Genomic DNA, 16219 nt, shown 5'->3' on the forward strand with positions numbered 1-16219 from the left:
ATCACTCAGCGCACTTATTCAATCAAAGCACGGTGCCACTCAAAGTACGGTGCCACTCAGAAAGATGAGCATTATAGTTACATTCATGTATGTATGCTAGCCTTGAACAATCGAAAAATGTGTGAACAGCCTATTGTCAAGTCGCTTCCAGCTTACCTTAGTCCAAAGCATGATGCGTTGGCGATTAATGCGGCGCTCTTTTACGAAATTCCCGTGTGTCGATGCCCCATTTATTTAGCCGTGAAGCAAGCGTCGTGGGCTTTATGCCAAGCAGTTCCGCCGCTCCACCTGCCCCTGAAACTTTACCTCCCGCCTGCTCCAGAGCGGCAATCGTGCTCTCCCGCTGGCGCTGACTCAGCGCATGTTCGGTAAGCAGCGCTACTTCACGTCGCTCCCCGCTGGCTTGGGTCGCCGTAGACATCAGGTTAGTAAGGCCTGTCGTAGGCAGCGGCTCCCCTAGCAACAGGTCGTCAAACATCAAACGTCGATCCTGGGTCACGATGACCTGGCGCTCGATGATGTTCTCCAGTTCACGAATATTGCCCGGCCAGGGGTAGCGCTGCAGAATTTCCAACTGGGCCGGGGGAATGCGCACTCCCGGCTTATTAAATTTCAGGCAGGCACGCTGTAAAAAGTGCCGTGCCAGTAGTGGCACATCTTCTATTCGTTTGCGTAACGGTACCGAATCGATTGGGAACACGTTGAGGCGAAAATAGAGATCTTCGCGAAAATGGCCAGCGTCAATCATGTCACGCAGCTCGCGGTTGGTGGCGGCAATCACTCGCACATCGACTTCTCGGGTACGGTTGTCGCCGACGCGCTCAAACTGCTGATCCTGCAACACCCGCAGCAGCTTACTCTGTAGCTCCAGGGGTATTTCACCGACCTCATCCAAAAACAGCGTGCCGCCGTGGGCAAGCTCAAAACGCCCTGGACGATCCTGTACCGCGCCAGTGAACGCCCCTTTTACATGACCAAAAAACTCGCTCTCAAACAGGTCTCTCGGAATAGCCGCACAGTTGACGCGGATCAACGGCCGATCACTGCGCGTGCTACCCGCATGAATGGCGCGGGCAATCAGTTCTTTGCCGGTGCCCGACTCGCCGCTGATAAGTACGTTGGCACTTGTGGGGGCAACCAGCTCAATCTGCTGGATCAGCTTTGCCACCGCCGGGCTGTTGCCGACAATATCGCGGTGGTTAAGCTCCGCTTTTATCTCTTCTTGAAGGTACTCATTCTCTAGCTCCAAACGCTGCTTGAGTGACTCTACCTCAGCGAGGGCATCACGCAGCTGCTGCTCAGCGCGCTTGCGCTCGCGAATATCGCGAAATAGCACCACCGCCCCGACCAAACGACCCATCTCGAAAATCGGCGTGCTGGTGTACTCAACAGGAATCGCTTCACCATTTTTATGCCAGAACACTTCGTTATCAACGTGATGCACCTGGCCGTCGCTAAACGAAGCATGAATAGGGCACTGCTGCACTGGAAAGTGGCTGCCGTCAGCGTGGGTATGGTGGAACATGAGGTGCGCGTCATGACCCACCATATCCTCAGTACTCCAGCCCAGAATGCGCTCAGCGGCGGGGTTAACAAAGGTGGTTTTGCCCTCGGCATCCAAACCGTAAATGCCCTCGCCTGCTGCGCCCAGAATTAGCTGGTTCTGCTTCTCAATCTGCTCGAAAACTTGCTCGACACGCTGCCAGCCCACCTCGCCCTGGCGGTGCTGGCGTCCTAACTCTGCTTTTGCACGCCGCTGCTCGGCTTTATTGCGATCAATCAGTGTAAATAACAGCTGCGAAGAGCCTTCGATATGCTGGGCGTAGACTTCTACCCGGTAAGGCTGGCGCAGCATGTCTAGCATCACCAGGTCATCCGACCAGGCCGTTTTTTGCACCAGTGTCTCATCGGTAAAACTCACCCATAGCGGCAGTGAAGCACTCAAACGATGGCTAAACGGTGACGTTAAGGAAAGTGCACTTTCAATACACAACAATTCGCAGGCAGCGGGATTAGCCGCTAGCAGCTGATCTGCAATCGGGTCGACAACAATCATTGCAAGCGGTGAATACTCACCCATAAGTGCTGAAGCTTCGGTCTGCGCAGCCACTCGCCCTACCATTGGCTATTACCTCAATGTTTAGAGATGATCCTTCTCTTTAGCTTTCAATTCCCGCGCCACTTACGAGTTTTCGTTAAATAAACAACGAAATATCGTTATTTACGATTTTTCGTGCCTTTTAAAGGCCCCCTCTCAAAGTTTTAAAAATTAAAATAATAAATTAATAAACAAACACTTAAAGATAATAAGCCCTAACTGGCACGCAATTCGCAATGCCTTTGTTAGCGCCGCATGCTTAAACCATTACGCACCAAGACGGCGCAGCCATCTGTTTTTTTGCTCCTGTGAGGTGAACGTCCATGAAAGACAACAACGACCACAGCAGTCTCGGCAACCCGTTCGACCACCGTCAATCTCTCATTCATGGGCGGCACTGTGATTGTCACGACTGCCAGCCTTCAGGTAACACCACCATTACGCCTGTCCAGGCAGGTCCCTCTTCAGCGCCCACCGATACTGAAGCAATGATGGATCGTATGGTGGAGAGTGCCTTGGTTCGCGGTATGTTCGGCCACAGCGACATGCATCGTCGTCAATTTATGAAGTTGATTGGCGGCGGCACGGCCGCAGCAGCATTAGCAAGTTTGCTTCCCATGGATGCCATTAAAGCAGCGATTAAAGAAAATTTAGGCCCCCTGGAGAAAACCCAGCTTAATATCGGATTTGTCCCCATCACCTGCGCCACACCAATCATCATGGCGCACCCCATGGGCTTCTACGAGCGCTATGGCTTGGATGTATCCGTTATCAAGACCGCTGGCTGGGCCGTGGCTCGAGACAAGTCGCTGAACCGCGAATACGATGCGGCGCACATGCTTACCCCAATGCCACTGGCTATGACCCTTGGTGCTGGCTCCAACCCCGAACACTTCATCATGCCTGCCGTTGAGAACATCAATGGGCAAGCCATCGTGCTGCACAACGACCATCAAGATAAACGCGACCCTCAGCAATGGAAAGGCTTTACCTTCGGCGTACCTTTTGAGTACTCCATGCATAATTTCTTACTACGCTACTACGTGGCTGAGCATGGCCTTGACCCTGATCAGGACATTCAAATCCGAGTCATTCCACCGCCGGAGATGGTGGCCAACCTTCGGGCGGGCAATATCGACGGCTTCTTGTCACCTGACCCCTTTAATCAGCGGGCGGTATTTGAACGCATCGGCTTTATCCATCTTCTGACCAAGGATATTTGGGACGGACACCCCTGCTGCGCCTTTGCCACTAGCGCACAATTTGCGCGTGAAAACCCTAATACCTACGGCGCCCTCTTGAGGGCGATTATCGACGCTACCCAGTACTCATCAGACCCAGCCAACCGTTCTGAGATCGCCGAGGCGATTGCGCCCACTAACTACCTCAACCAACCGGTAACCGTTATCGAACAGGTGCTGACCGGCACCTTTGCCGATGGCCTGGGTGAGGTTCAACGAGTGCCTGACCGCATCGATTTCGACCCCTTCCCCTGGGAGTCAATGGCGGTATGGATCCTTACCCAAATGAAGCGCTGGGGCTACATCGAAGGGGACGTGGATTATCAGCAGGTAGCAAGAGACGTCTACCTCGCCACTGATGCCCGAGAAGTAATGCGCGAGCTGGGCTACGACGCCCCCGAACAGAACGCGCGTAATTACCAAATCATGGGTAAAACCTTTGACTACACGCAACCCGAAGCCTACCTCGAGAGCTTTGCAATCGGGAGGAGCTAACATGGATCGCACAACTACTGAGTGGAATTTCAGTCTCAACGTACGCGCCAGTGTGCTCGCTGTGGTGCTTTTGGTTCTAGGCCTGGGTATATGGGAAGGCCTTAATCATGTTCCCCTTCTGACCGGTGGAGCTGGTGAGCTAAGCGAGTACGAACAGCTAATGGCCGGTGCTAATGAAACCGCCAAGGTTCCCCCTCCTTCTGAAGTTTTGGTTCGTGCCTGGGAAGAGTTATCCAACCCTTTTTATGATGCGGGCCCTAACGATAAGGGGATTGGTATTCAGCTTGGCTACTCTCTGTATCGTGTGCTTACGGGGTACCTGCTGGCAGCAGCCATTGCGATTCCACTCGGCTTTCTGATTGGCATGTCGCCACTGATGTATAAGGCGCTCAATCCCTATATTCAGGTATTGCGCCCTATTTCGCCGCTGGCATGGATGCCATTGGCGTTATTCATCATCCAGGATTCCGAAGCCTCAGCGATTTTCGTCATCTTCATTTGCTCTATATGGCCCATGCTTCTCAATACGGCATTCGGGGTCGCCGGGGTGAGAGAAGATTGGGTCAACGTCGCCCGTACCCATGAACTCTCGTCGCTGAAAACCGCGTTCAAAGTCATTCTGCCCGCCGCGGCGCCAACCATTCTAACCGGTATGCGGATCTCCATCGGTATTGCTTGGCTGGTGATAGTGGCCGCTGAAATGCTCGTTGGCGGCACCGGCATTGGCTACTACGTGTGGAATGAGTGGAACAACTTGGATCTCACCAGTGTGATCTTCTCCATCTTAATGATCGGTGTCGTCGGCATGCTGCTGGACATGTCCCTGGCCTATGTGACGCGCTTTGTGACCTACGCCGAATAGAGTAAGAGAGCGAACACAAAGAGCAACCGAGAGGAGTTAACTATGAGTCACGCTTTTGTTGAAGTGCAGCAGGCCGCCAAGCGCTTTCCTGGCGCTACAAAAACAGCACCACCACTAACGGTATTTGAGAACGTTAGCTTTCAACTGCAAAAGGGTGAGTTCGTCTGCATCATTGGCCACTCAGGCTGCGGTAAGTCGACCATTATGAATGCCCTGGCAGGCCTGGATCAGTTCTCCGATGGCTCCATGGTAATGGAAGGCAAAGAGATTAATGGCCCAGGACTTGAGCGCGGCGTGGTATTCCAGAACTACAGCCTGCTGCCCTGGCTCACCACCTTGGAAAACGTGCGCTTTGGGGTTCGTGCCCGCTGGAAAAACTGGAGCGAGCGCGAAGTCACCGAGCACAGCATGAAGTACCTGGAGCTGGTGGGGTTGAAAGAAGTCGTTGATCGCAAGCCTTCCCAGCTTTCCGGCGGCATGCGCCAGCGGGTGAGTATTGCCCGCGCCTTTGCCACCAAGCCAAAGCTGCTGCTACTGGATGAACCGTTTGGGGCGTTAGACGCGCTCACCCGAGGCGTTATTCAGGACGAGCTGGTCAAAATCTGGACTCAAGACCAGCAAACGGTGTTCATGATTACCCACGATGTGGATGAAGCGATCCTGTTGGCAGACCGTATCTTCTTAATGACCAACGGCCCAGAGGCACGTATTGCAGAGGCGGTGGAGATCGACCTGCCTCGGCCGCGTAACCGCGCCGAGATCATTAAGCATCCCCACTTCTATACCATCCGCAATTATTTGGTCGACTTTCTGGTTAACCGATCAGGCGACCTTCGCGTTCAGGAAAATGAACCCCAAGGCATGCGGTACCCACCATCGATTAACCCAGTCAACCTGGACGCAGCGGTTGATGCGCCCACTCACCCACCAGAGGCAACCCCAGCCGCTGGTCATGAAGAAAAACTAGTGAAGTTTACCCCTAAGGAGATTCGTCATGGATAAGCTCGAAATGCGTCATACCCTGCTCGCCGCTAAAGCGCGTAAAAAAATGAGCTGGGACGATATTGGTAAAGCCGTGGGTATGTCACCGGTTTGGGTGGCCTCCGCCTGCTACGGCATGAACAGCGCCAGCCCAGATGTAGCACATAAACTCTGCGATACCTTGGGCGTAGAGAGCAATGTCGCCGATGCTTTGGTAGCTTTCCCCACCAAAGCCTGGGATGAAGCGATTCCCCAAGACCCGTTCATCTACCGCCTGTATGAAGTCGTTGGTGTTTACGGCGAGACCCTGAAAGACGTAGTGCAAGAAAAATTTGGTGACGGCATCATGAGCGCCATCGACTTCACTATGGAGGTCGACAAAATCGAAGACCCCAAAGGCGACCGGGTACTGCTCACCATGAACGGCAAGTTTTTGCCCTATAAGTCTTGGTAAGACTCAAGTGAAAGACTCGACCCTCGCTACGCTGCGCTCAACCGCCGAACGGTAACCGGCACCGAACAGCAGCAGGTGGTTTAATAGCGGGTAAAGCTGAAACAACGCTTCACGCCTCGGCCAGTCGGCCGGGGCGTCGCCGTTCCAGTAGGCGTTAAAAAAGGCCTCCCCTGGAGAGCCAAATAGCGTCAGCATCGCCACATCCACTTCCGGGTAGTGGCGATATACTGCTGGGTCGATAATTGCCGGCCCTTTGGAAGTGAAAAGCACATTCCCTGACCACAAATCTCCGTGCAGCAAGCTGGGCGGTGCATCGGGCAACCAACTCTCCAAATCGTGGGCCAAGCGCTCGATACGACTGCGCAGCTCGCCGTTCAATAGCCCCCGCTGGAGGCACGCTTCACAAAGGGGGAGTAAGCGGCGCTCGCGCTGAAAGGCTCGGCCATCGCTGAGCGAGGCGTTCGGCTGGGGCGTAAGCCCGCAGGCGTTATCCTGATGCCAGCCGTGGGCATCACCAATTACGCTATGCAAACCGCGCAGCCCTTCGCCAAGCGCGGCTTCGCTCTTCGGCCCACCGGGCACGGTGTCCAATGACTCAATGACCAGCCAGCCTTCTGCCAAACCTAACACCTCTGGCACTACCAGCGATGAACAGGCGCCACGCAACGCACGCAGGCCTGCGGCTTCACCGCGCAACCGCGCTGCGTCGTCGTGCTTAATCACCACCGGCCCCTGCCGGGTCTCCAGGCGATAAACGGCAGCAATGTCACCCCCACTAAGCGACTGCAAATCGCCGACGGGGGTTAATTCGATAGATTCCAACAGTTGGCTCAGGGTGGCATCCATACGACTTTCTCCCTGTACCCGATTGTGTCACGGCGTCAGGGTTAGGGCGCACCCTAACCCTGACGCGCTTAAGCTATGAACTCGCTTATTTCTCAGCCTAACCGCTTATCGATCAGGCTTTCCAGCTCCAGCTGGTCATCATGGAAGCGGCGGATGCCATCGGCCAGCTTGTCGTTGGCCATGGCGTCTTGATTATGGCCCCAGCGGAAGGCGGCTTCGCTGAGCGGCTCGGTAGGCTTGCCGCTGCCTTCGCCGGCTTGAATTTGCGCAGCAACGCTGCCTTCAGTGGCATCCAGCTCTTCCAGTAATGCAGGCGAAATGGTCAACCGCGGGCAGCCTGCCAGGGCAAGTACCTGCCCGGTATTACGGAAGCTTGCGCCCATTACCACAGTGTTGTAACCGCCCTGATTGGCACGCTGGCAAACGCCTTGCACAAACTTAACGCCAGGGTCATTTTCCGGCGTGTAATCGTTGCCGGTCTCTTTTTTGTACCAATCGGTCACGCGGCCTACGAAGGGTGAGATCAGAAACACCCCGGCATCAAAGCACGCCTGGGCCTGGGCATCGCTGAACAGCAGCGTCAGGTTGCACTGAATACCTTCGCGTTCGAGCACCTCGGCGGCACGAATGCCTTCCCAGGTAGACGCCAGTTTGATCAGCACGCGGTCGCGGGACACGCCGCGGGCATCGTACAGCTCGATTAACTCGTGGGCCTTGGCAATGCTGGCCTGGGTATCAAACGACAAACGAGCCGCCACTTCGGTGGAAACACGCCCCGGCACAACGGCGGAAATCTCGCTGCCCATGGCCACCGCCAGGCGGTCAACGGCATGTTTGACCTGCTCTTCACGGTTGCCGCCAGAGGCTTTTACGCTGCTCAGCTCTTCGTCGATTAGCGCTTGGTAACCGGACAAGCTAAACGCCTTGAGCAACAGTGAGGGGTTGGTCGTGGCATCCTGCGGCTGATAGCGACGGATAGCCTCAAGATCACCGGTATCGGCGACGACAAGCGAATGTTGCTTTAACTGTTGCAGCTGGCTGGTCATAAAATCTCCTTGATATGCTTTTAAGCGCCGCCATGGCGTTGTTCAAGTGCTGCGCAATATCGCGCATAAATCGGTTGGTAGGCGGCCACATTTTCTGGTTGTGGGTTGGCCAACGACTTGGCATCCAAATGGACGAGCCGCTCACACAGAGCCTCCAGAGTTACGCCCTCTGAACGCTGGTCACACCAAGCCGCTTGTATGGCCGCGCCAAGCGCCGCTGCATCGGTTATCTCGGGGCAAATCACTTGGGTACCGGTAATATCCGCTACCATCTGCCGCCATACGGGGCTGTTAGCGCCGCCACCGATCAAACGAATCTGGCTGGCTCCAGCGGTTAAATCACCCAACAATTCCAGCCCATAGCGTAGCCCGAAAGTGGCCCCCTCCACCACGGCCCGACACAAATTAGCCTGGGTGGTATTCAGGCTGGTCAGGCCAAGGAAGTCCGCGGAGGCGTCGGGCAGCATCGGCACCCGCTCGCCGTTGAAGAACGGTAATACGGTAACGCCTTCGGCGCCTATCGGCGCACTGGCCACTTTCTCGCCAAACGCGGCCAGATCCAAGCCAAACAGCTCGCGTACCCGCGTGGTGGCCGAAGTGACGTTCATAGTGCAGATCAGCGGCAGCCAGCCGCCAGTGCTGGAACAGAAGTTGGCGACCATGGCGCTATCGCACTCAACAGGCATCGCCGAGTAAGCACAAACGGTGCCGGAGGTGCCTAAACTCAGCGTGATGAGCCCCGGGGTAATATTGCCGGTGCCAATGGCGCCCAACATATTGTCACCACCGCCGGAGGAGACAACCACTTGATCACCCAACCCAAGTTCGCGGGCCACCGCCGGGCGCACAACGCCTACTGACTCATGGGCTTCCAGCACGCGAGGAAGTACCCGATGAGGGTCTAACTCAGGAGCAATTTCAGCAAAAACATCGAGCTGCCAGCAACGCTTGCGGGTATCGAAATAGCCAGTACCGGAGGCGTCACCCGCCTCGGTGAGGCGCTCGCCAGTAAGCCAGAAGTTGAGGTAGTCGTGTGGCAGTAGCAGGCTCTCGATGCGCCGATACGCATCCGGCTGATGCTCGCGCAGCCAAGCGACTTTAGACGCGGTATAGCCGGTTTGCAGCACCAACCCCAGCTTCTCTAAGCAGCCTGCCTCGCCACCCAGTCGAGCAACTAAATCAGCGTTCTGGGCGCTGGTCTCGGTATCGCACCACAGCTTTGCGGGATAGACCGGCACGCCTTCGCCATCGAGCGCGACCATGCCATGCTGCTGACCAGAGACACCAATGCCGCGCACTTGGCTAGCCGATACAGCAGCTTTATCCAACGCGGCAAAAAACGCCGCCTTCAAGGCAGCTAACCACTCTGCGGGTGCCTGCTCTCGGCGACCATTTTCGCCCTCGTCCAGGTGATGAGGGCGGCTTGCTTCAGCCAGAATCTTGCCCCGCTCAACGTCTACCACCACTACCTTGGTACTCTGGGTACCGCAATCTACCCCGATATACATCACACTGTTCCTTTGGACGACGCCAGACCCTCTAGCGTAGCGCGTGCGCCACGTTCGTGCAGTGAACTTAGCGCAGTTAAATAGGCTTCCACAAAACGGGTGCTGTCGATTAAGTCGCCAAACAGCTCGCGGTTTTCGATAAAAGCCGCTGGCCGCTGGCGGTTCTCCGCAGCAATCGCCATGAGCGGCGCTTTCAAGCGATCAACAATTTCGATGGGCTCGCCCTGCTCGTCCACCCCTTCAGCGTAGCGTGCCCAGCTGGCCACTACGGCGGCGCTGCGCTCTATTTCACCACCTTGTGCTAACTGTTGGCGAATCACCGGCACTAGCCATTTAGGAATGCGGTCAGAGCTCTCGGCGCAGAGCCGTGCCAGGGTATCTTTGATTTGTGGGTTGGCGAAGCGCTCAATCAGCGTTAGGCGGTAGGTTTCCAAATCAACCCCCGGCACCGGCGCCAGGGTCGGCGTGCCCTCTTCGCGCATATAGCCCAATAAAAAATCAACGAATAGCGGATCTTGGCACACCTCATGGGCGTAGCGGTATCCGGCTAAATAGCCAAAATAGGTCAGCGCCTGGTGGCTGGCATTGAGCAGCCGCAGCTTCATCAATTCGTAAGGTTCAACGTCCTCGACGACCTGAACGCCTACCTTTTCAAACGCCGGGCGGCCAAGGGGGAAGTGGTCTTCCAATACCCACTGAGTGAAGGGTTCGCAGACTACCGGCCAGGCGTCCTCTACTCCAAAGCGCTGACTCAGTTCATCAATATCCGTGGTCGACGTTACCGGGGTAATACGATCCACCATGGCGTTGGGAAACGCCACTTCGCTTGCAACCCAGGCGCCTAGCTCGGCGTCCCGCGCCTGGGCATAGGCGCCGAACATACGTTTAGCGACATCGCCGTTACCTTGAATATTATCACAGGACATCACGGTGAACGGCGCAATGCCCCGCGCACGGCGGCGGACAAGCGCTTCCACTACCAGCCCGAAGCTGGTAGTGGGCTGGGTGGGGTTAGCAAGATCGGCGCGCACCTGGGGATTATTGAGATCGAACTCGCCGCTCACCGGGTGAAAATTGTAGCCGCCTTCGGTCACCGTCAGCGAAACAATGCGAATCGCCGGATCAGCCATCTGCTCAATCACTGCCTCGGTATCTTCCGGTGCAAACAGGTAATTCACCATGCTGCCAATGACCCGCGGCTCATACTGGCCATCAGGGTGTTTCACCACCAGGGTGTAGAGGTAATCCTGCGCTGCCAGCGCCTGCTGCATGCGTTTGTCGCCAGGCATCACTCCTACGCCGACAATGCCCCAATTCAGCGCCTCGCCCTGGTTCATCAGTGCATCCAAATACATTGCTTGATGGGCGCGGTGAAAGCCCCCAACCCCAATATGTACGATACCGGGTGTGAGCGTTTGGCGGTCATACTGAGGTTTGGCAACATCGTCGGTTAGCTTGCCCAGGTTGTGATTATTAAGACGGGTCATGGGACTCTCCAGCCAAGGCCTTCTTGGCGCGATGGGGTGAATAAAGGCAGGTAACAAATGACGCTATCAATGGGCTAAAACAAATGTTCTAAAACAAAGGGGCTAACACAAAGTACTAGCGCCAGCGCTGATCAGGCGGCAAACAGCAACTCTTCACTAATTGAGCGTTAAGCATGTCTTTGTGGTGGGTGCGCTGCAGCGCACCAGTGCGATCCTGGCCCATCTCAAGCCAGCGATTGATCAATCGATCGACTAGCACGACATCATCGACGTCTAGAAATAGCGTCCAATCGAACAGCGGTCGCAGTTCGCGCCAGGGGGAGCGGTCAAGCAGCAGGTAGTTGCCCTCGACAATGACGATACGCTGTTCAAGGGTGATCAGTCGTCCACCGGCACGGGCGAGATCCAACGGGCGGTCAAAAACCGGTACCGCTACCGGATGAGCCGCTTGGCGGATGCGTTCAAGGTCGCAGCGCAGCCCCTCTATATCGAAGGTATGGGGCGCGCCTTTTACCGGCACCTGCTGCTCGCCCAGCACAGCGTTATCGAAGTGGTAGCCGTCCATGGGCACCAGTCCGGCCTGGCCCGGCAGGTGCTGATTAATCGCATCGCAGAGCTGGGCGCTGCGATAGGATTTCCCCGCACCCGGCGGCCCTGCCAGCGCGACCAGGTAGCGCGTGGCACCTTCGGCGGCATGAATAATCTGTTGTGCTAAGGCATCAAGATCAGGGGTCATGGCCACCTCAGCTCATCCAGTTGCCGCCATCGACATTGAGTGTCTGGGCGACCACGTAATCACTGTCGTGACTGGCCAAAAACACCGCCGCGCCGGTGTGATCTTCCGGCAGGCCCATTCGCCCAAACGGCACCGCCTCGCCCACTAAGCGCTTCTTCTCGCCAAGCGGGCGATTTTCAAAACGGGCAAACAGCGCGTCGACCTCTTCCCACATTGGCGTATCCACCACGCCAGGGGCGATGCCGTTAACGTTGATGCGGTGTTTGATGAGATCCAAACCACTGGATTGGGTAAGGCTGATGACAGCCGCTTTGCTGGCGCAGTAAACGCTTACCAGGGCTTCACCGCGGCGACCTGCCTGGGAGGCCATATTGATAATTTTGCCCCCCTGACCACGGGCCACCATCGAACGGGCAACCGCCTGCAGGGTAAAAAACATGCCTTTGGTATTGACCGCAAACTGCTTATCGAAGCTCTCCTCGGTCACCTCAAGCACCGGCGCCATATCAAAGATGGCAGCGTTATTGACCAAAATATCGATGCCGCCAAAACGCTCTATTACCGCTTTAACCATGGCATCAATCGAGGCCTGATCGCAGACATTCAGCTCGACCCCCATCACTTTTTCGGCAGGCGCCTGCTGCTGCAGCGTCGCTAAAGCATCATCAATAGCGGCCCGATCAATATCGGCCACTACTACGCTGGCGCCTTCACTTAAATAACGCTGAGCAATAGCCAAGCCGATACCCCGCGCGCCGCCGGTAATCACCGCGATTTTGTTGTTTAGTTTCATCGTCATGCTCTCGTTAAGGCGAAAAGCTGGAAGCCTTGGCTTGCCACTCGTTCACCAGGGCTTCCAGGCCGTGCATATGCTCTAAAATACGCCAGGCGCCGACTTGAGTAAGGCGCGCCGCTTGATCAACATCCACATGACTGGCGCCGACAAACCCAATCACGCACATTCCCGCGGCACGGGCGGCCGTCACCCCGGCCACGCTATCTTCTACCACTAGACAGTCCCGCGGCATTTGGCCTAAGTGAGAGGCCGCCAATCGGTAGAGTGCGGGGTCGGGCTTGGGGTGTGCTACCTGATCAGCGGTAAAAATGGGCACCTCGCCAAACGCATCGGCCAACCCTGTGCTTGCCAGTGATGCCAATACGCGACTGCGTCGACTGTTGGAAACCACCGCCTTTTCCAAGGTAATGCCACGAACCGCCTTGTCGGCGCCGTCTATAGCTTTAAGCTCCTGCGCCAAACGGGCCTCGATAGCAGTATCCACCTGCTCGGTGGCATCAGACGGCAGCGTGTGGGCGCTTAACGCTTCAAGATGAGCAAGAATAGCCGCCGTGGTCATCCCCAGCGCTTGGCCTAGTTCCTGGTCGATATTCAGATCGGGCAGCCAGCGGGAGAGGTACTCCACCAGCGTACCTTCAGCCAGCGCCTCGCTGTCGACCAGCACGCCATCGCAGTCAAAGATGAGTGTCCTCATGCAGGCTCCTCAGAAGGCGAACCGGGCGCGCGGTTATCGTGTCGGGTTAGCCCTGCCAAGGGATGCTGTTGCAAGCTGGGCAAGGCCAGGCCGCCAGCGTCAAACAGGTGGGCGCGCTCAGGGGCAAAGCCGAAATGCACCGTATCGTTGACCCGATAGGCCACGTCGCCATCGGCCATAATCGTGATGAGTTCGTCGTCCATCTGGACATAAAGCGAGGTTTGGCCACCTAGCCGCTCCAGCACTTTGATCTCGCCACTCAGGGGCCCCTGCTCTTCGAGCACTAAGTGTTCCGGGCGAACACCCAGCTCAAGGGGGGCGTTGGCCTCCAGGTGCTGACCGTCCACCGGCACGCTGCGTTCACCGCCGCCGGGCATACGAATCCCTACGCCTTCAGGCGAAACGCTGGTCAGCGTTACCGGCAGAAAGTTCATTTTCGGCGAGCCGATAAAACCTGCTACAAAGCGATTGCGCGGATGATGGTAGAGCGCCATGGGCGAGCCCACCTGCTCGACCACGCCGTCGTGGAGCACAACGATTTTATCCGCCATGGTCATCGCTTCGATCTGGTCGTGGGTGACGTAGATCATGGTGGCGTCCAGCTCATCGTGCAGACGCGCCAGCTCAATACGCATCTGCACTCGCAGCGCGGCATCCAGGTTGGAGAGCGGCTCGTCAAACAGGAAGATGCTGGGGTTACGCACAATCGCACGGCCAATAGCCACCCGCTGGCGCTGACCGCCGGAGAGCGCTTTGGGCTTGCGGTCTAACAGCGGCTCTAGCTGTAGAATCTTGGCCGCCTCCAGCACCTTGGCGCGACGCTCCTCCTTGGGCACTCCGGCCAAGCGCATGCTGAAGCCCATATTGCCCTCTACCGTCATGTGCGGGTAAAGCGCATAGCTTTGAAACACCATGGCGAGGCCACGGTCTGCAGGGCCAACGTCATTGATACGCTGACCGTCGATCAAGATATCGCCATCCGTCGCGCTTTCCAGCCCGGCGATCATGCGCATCAGGGTCGATTTACCGCAGCCGGAGGGGCCAACGAAGACCACAAATTCTCGGTCATTAACCTCAAGGTCGATACCCTTGATGACCTCGGTGTCGCCGAAACGCTTGGTAATATTGTTCAGTTGTAGTGTTGCCATGAGGAAGATCCTTTACTTGACGGCACCAAAGGTCAGGCCACGCACCATCTGTTTTTGTGTCATCCAACCGAGTATCAAAATCGGCGCAATGGCCATGGTGGAAGCGGCAGACAGCTTGGCCCAGAACAGCCCCTCAGGGCTTGAGAATGAGGCGATATAGGCGGTTAACGGCGCAGCACTTGAGGTCGTTAGGTTGAGACTCCAGAACGCTTCGTTCCAACTCAAAATGACCGATAGCAGGCCCGTTGAGGCGATACCCGGCAGCGTGAGTGGCAGCAGCAGAAAGAACACTTCCTGGAGGGTGGAGGCGCCGTCCATACGCCCTGCTTCAAGAATGTCTTTGGGCATATCTTTGAAGAAGGTGTAGAGCATCCACACCACAATCGGCAGGTTCATCAGGGTATAGATGATGATTAGCCCGGTGCGGGTGTCGAGCAGACCAACGTCGCGGAAAATGAGATAAATCGGCACCAGCACGCCCACTGAGGGCAGCATTTTGGTTGAGAGCATCCACAGCAGCGTGCCTTTGGTGCGTTTAGTGGGCAAAAAGGCCATGGCATAGGCTGAAGGAATCGCAATCAGCAGCGCGAAGAACGTTGAGCCAAATGCCACCGCAACGCTGTTGAGCGCAAAGCGTGCATAGCCGGAACGCGCGTGCACATCCTGGTAGCTCTCTAAGGTGGGCGAAAAAATCAGCGAGGGGTCGGCAATCGCCGCTGTTTCTGTTTTAAAGCCAGTCAGGATCATCCAGAAAATCGGAAAGAAGATCACCAGCGCCACCGACCACCCCAAAAGTGTCAGCAAGATGCGCTTGCTTTGCGCCGACCGCCACCCTGACACCGAGCGTGGCGCTGCGGTTTTGGAACTTAATGTTGTCATCGAAGTACTCCCAAGACACAAGTGCCGGTCTAATCTTCCAGGTTCTTGGCTACCATACGAACCAGGAAGATCGCCACGATATTGGCGAGAATGATCGCAATCACCCCACCGGCGGAGGCAGTGCCTACGTCAAAATCCAGCAACGCACGAATGTAAATCAGGTAAGCCAGATTGGTCGTCGCCAAGCCAGGCCCACCGGAGGTGGTGACGAAAATTTCGGCAAAGATGGTCAGCAGGAAGATCATCTCAATCATGATCACCACGCTGATGGCACGCTTTAGATGCGGCAGAGTGATAAAGAAGAAAATCGCCACCGGCCCTGCGCCGTCCATCCGCGCCGCTTCCACCTGATCCTCATCCAGCGATTGCATGGCAGTAAGCAGAATCAGCAGTGCAAATGGCAGCCACTGCCATGCAACGATGATCACAATCGACGTCAGCGGTAGCGAGGAGAACCAATCGACAGCGGGCAGGCCAATGGACTCAGACAACCACGCCAGCACCCCGTTAGAGGGATGCATCATCATGTTTTTCCACACTAGGGCACTCACGGTGGGCATTACAAAAAACGGTGAGATCGCCAGCACACGAGCGATCCCGCGTCCCGCAAACTCCTGCTGAAACAGCACCGCCAGCAGGGTACCGCCCACCACGGTAATCGCCAGTACCCATCCCACCAGCAACAGCGTGTTGCCCATAGCGGCCCATAGGGCAGGGTCGGTGAGAAGGTATTCATAGTTTTCCAACCCGGCAAAGCCAGTCATACCGGGCATTAGCAGGTTATAACGCTGGAAGGAGAACCATAGCGTCATACCCAGTGGCACAATCATCCAAAGCAATAGCAACGTTACAGCAGGCGCTTGAAGCGAAAGCGTCCGTAGCCCGCCGACCGTCCGGCCAGAAGCACGTGTTTTATTCATGGAAATACCTGCAGAAACAGTGTGGGGG

General features: G+C 56.3%; 15 protein-coding genes. 4 read left to right on the forward strand and 11 right to left on the reverse strand.

Going from position 1 to position 16219, the window contains the following annotated elements; all coding sequences use genetic code 11:
• Window positions 1–184 precede the first annotated feature (184 nt).
• Window positions 185–2080 (reverse strand): sigma-54 interaction domain-containing protein, encoded by a 1896-nt coding sequence (locus AC4EYZ_RS04880; RefSeq protein WP_170834103.1) that lies wholly within the window; start codon window positions 2078–2080, stop codon window positions 185–187.
• A gap of 341 nt (window positions 2081–2421) precedes the next feature.
• Between AC4EYZ_RS04880 and AC4EYZ_RS04885 the strand changes: the two genes are divergently transcribed.
• The 4 genes from AC4EYZ_RS04885 to cynS are packed head-to-tail and all read left to right on the forward strand — an operon-like array spanning window position 2422 to window position 6131.
• Window positions 2422–3834 carry a CmpA/NrtA family ABC transporter substrate-binding protein gene (locus AC4EYZ_RS04885; protein ID WP_022520486.1) on the forward strand — a complete coding sequence of 471 codons (1413 nt, stop codon included), beginning with the start codon at window positions 2422–2424 and terminating at the stop codon, window positions 3832–3834.
• Between the two features lies 1 nt (window position 3835).
• Entirely contained in the window at window positions 3836–4696 is an 861-nt protein-coding gene (ntrB, locus tag AC4EYZ_RS04890; RefSeq protein WP_022520487.1) for a nitrate ABC transporter permease, read from the forward strand.
• Window positions 4697–4738: 42 nt separating this feature from the next.
• Entirely contained in the window at window positions 4739–5698 is a 960-nt protein-coding gene (locus AC4EYZ_RS04895) for an ABC transporter ATP-binding protein (protein ID WP_022520488.1), read from the forward strand.
• Window positions 5691–6131, forward strand: a complete 441-nt coding sequence (gene cynS / locus AC4EYZ_RS04900; protein ID WP_022520489.1) for a cyanase — start codon at window positions 5691–5693, stop codon at window positions 6129–6131. Before AC4EYZ_RS04895 ends, cynS begins: the two co-directional genes overlap by 8 nt.
• 3 nt (window positions 6132–6134) lie before the next feature.
• Here cynS and AC4EYZ_RS04905 read toward each other — a convergent pair whose 3' ends face one another.
• From AC4EYZ_RS04905 to AC4EYZ_RS04950, 10 genes are all read right to left on the reverse strand, one after another.
• Window positions 6135–6977, reverse strand: coding sequence for a fructosamine kinase family protein (locus tag AC4EYZ_RS04905; protein ID WP_022520490.1), 843 nt, complete (start codon window positions 6975–6977; stop codon window positions 6135–6137).
• A 92-nt stretch (window positions 6978–7069) separates the two neighbouring features.
• Entirely contained in the window at window positions 7070–8023 is a 954-nt protein-coding gene (gene tal, locus AC4EYZ_RS04910; protein ID WP_022520491.1) for a transaldolase, read from the reverse strand.
• Between the two features lie 20 nt (window positions 8024–8043).
• Complete coding sequence (xylB, locus tag AC4EYZ_RS04915) at window positions 8044–9531, reverse strand: xylulokinase (RefSeq protein ID WP_022520492.1); 1488 nt, start codon at window positions 9529–9531, stop codon at window positions 8044–8046.
• The gene (locus AC4EYZ_RS04920) at window positions 9531–11018 is read right to left on the reverse strand and encodes a mannitol dehydrogenase family protein (protein WP_022520493.1); all 1488 of its coding nucleotides are present in this window, start codon (window positions 11016–11018) and stop codon (window positions 9531–9533) included. The genes xylB and AC4EYZ_RS04920 overlap by 1 nt, the downstream gene beginning before the upstream one ends.
• Before the next feature lie 115 nt (window positions 11019–11133).
• Window positions 11134–11754 carry a nucleoside/nucleotide kinase family protein gene (locus AC4EYZ_RS04925; protein WP_022520494.1) on the reverse strand — a complete coding sequence of 207 codons (621 nt, stop codon included), beginning with the start codon at window positions 11752–11754 and terminating at the stop codon, window positions 11134–11136.
• A gap of 7 nt (window positions 11755–11761) precedes the next feature.
• The gene (locus tag AC4EYZ_RS04930) at window positions 11762–12547 is read right to left on the reverse strand and encodes an L-iditol 2-dehydrogenase (RefSeq protein ID WP_053856844.1); all 786 of its coding nucleotides are present in this window, start codon (window positions 12545–12547) and stop codon (window positions 11762–11764) included.
• A 13-nt stretch (window positions 12548–12560) separates the two neighbouring features.
• On the reverse strand, window positions 12561–13244 hold the full coding sequence (locus AC4EYZ_RS04935) for an HAD family hydrolase (protein ID WP_022520496.1): 684 nt from the start codon (window positions 13242–13244) through the stop codon (window positions 12561–12563).
• Window positions 13241–14392, reverse strand: a complete 1152-nt coding sequence (locus AC4EYZ_RS04940) for an ABC transporter ATP-binding protein (protein WP_022520497.1) — start codon at window positions 14390–14392, stop codon at window positions 13241–13243. Before AC4EYZ_RS04940 ends, AC4EYZ_RS04935 begins: the two co-directional genes overlap by 4 nt.
• A gap of 12 nt (window positions 14393–14404) precedes the next feature.
• The gene (locus tag AC4EYZ_RS04945) at window positions 14405–15271 is read right to left on the reverse strand and encodes a carbohydrate ABC transporter permease (RefSeq protein WP_022520498.1); all 867 of its coding nucleotides are present in this window, start codon (window positions 15269–15271) and stop codon (window positions 14405–14407) included.
• A gap of 29 nt (window positions 15272–15300) precedes the next feature.
• Complete coding sequence (locus tag AC4EYZ_RS04950; protein WP_009287276.1) at window positions 15301–16191, reverse strand: carbohydrate ABC transporter permease; 891 nt, start codon at window positions 16189–16191, stop codon at window positions 15301–15303.
• Window positions 16192–16219 lie beyond the last annotated feature (28 nt).

Source organism: Vreelandella sp. 162(4c), assembly GCF_058152265.1.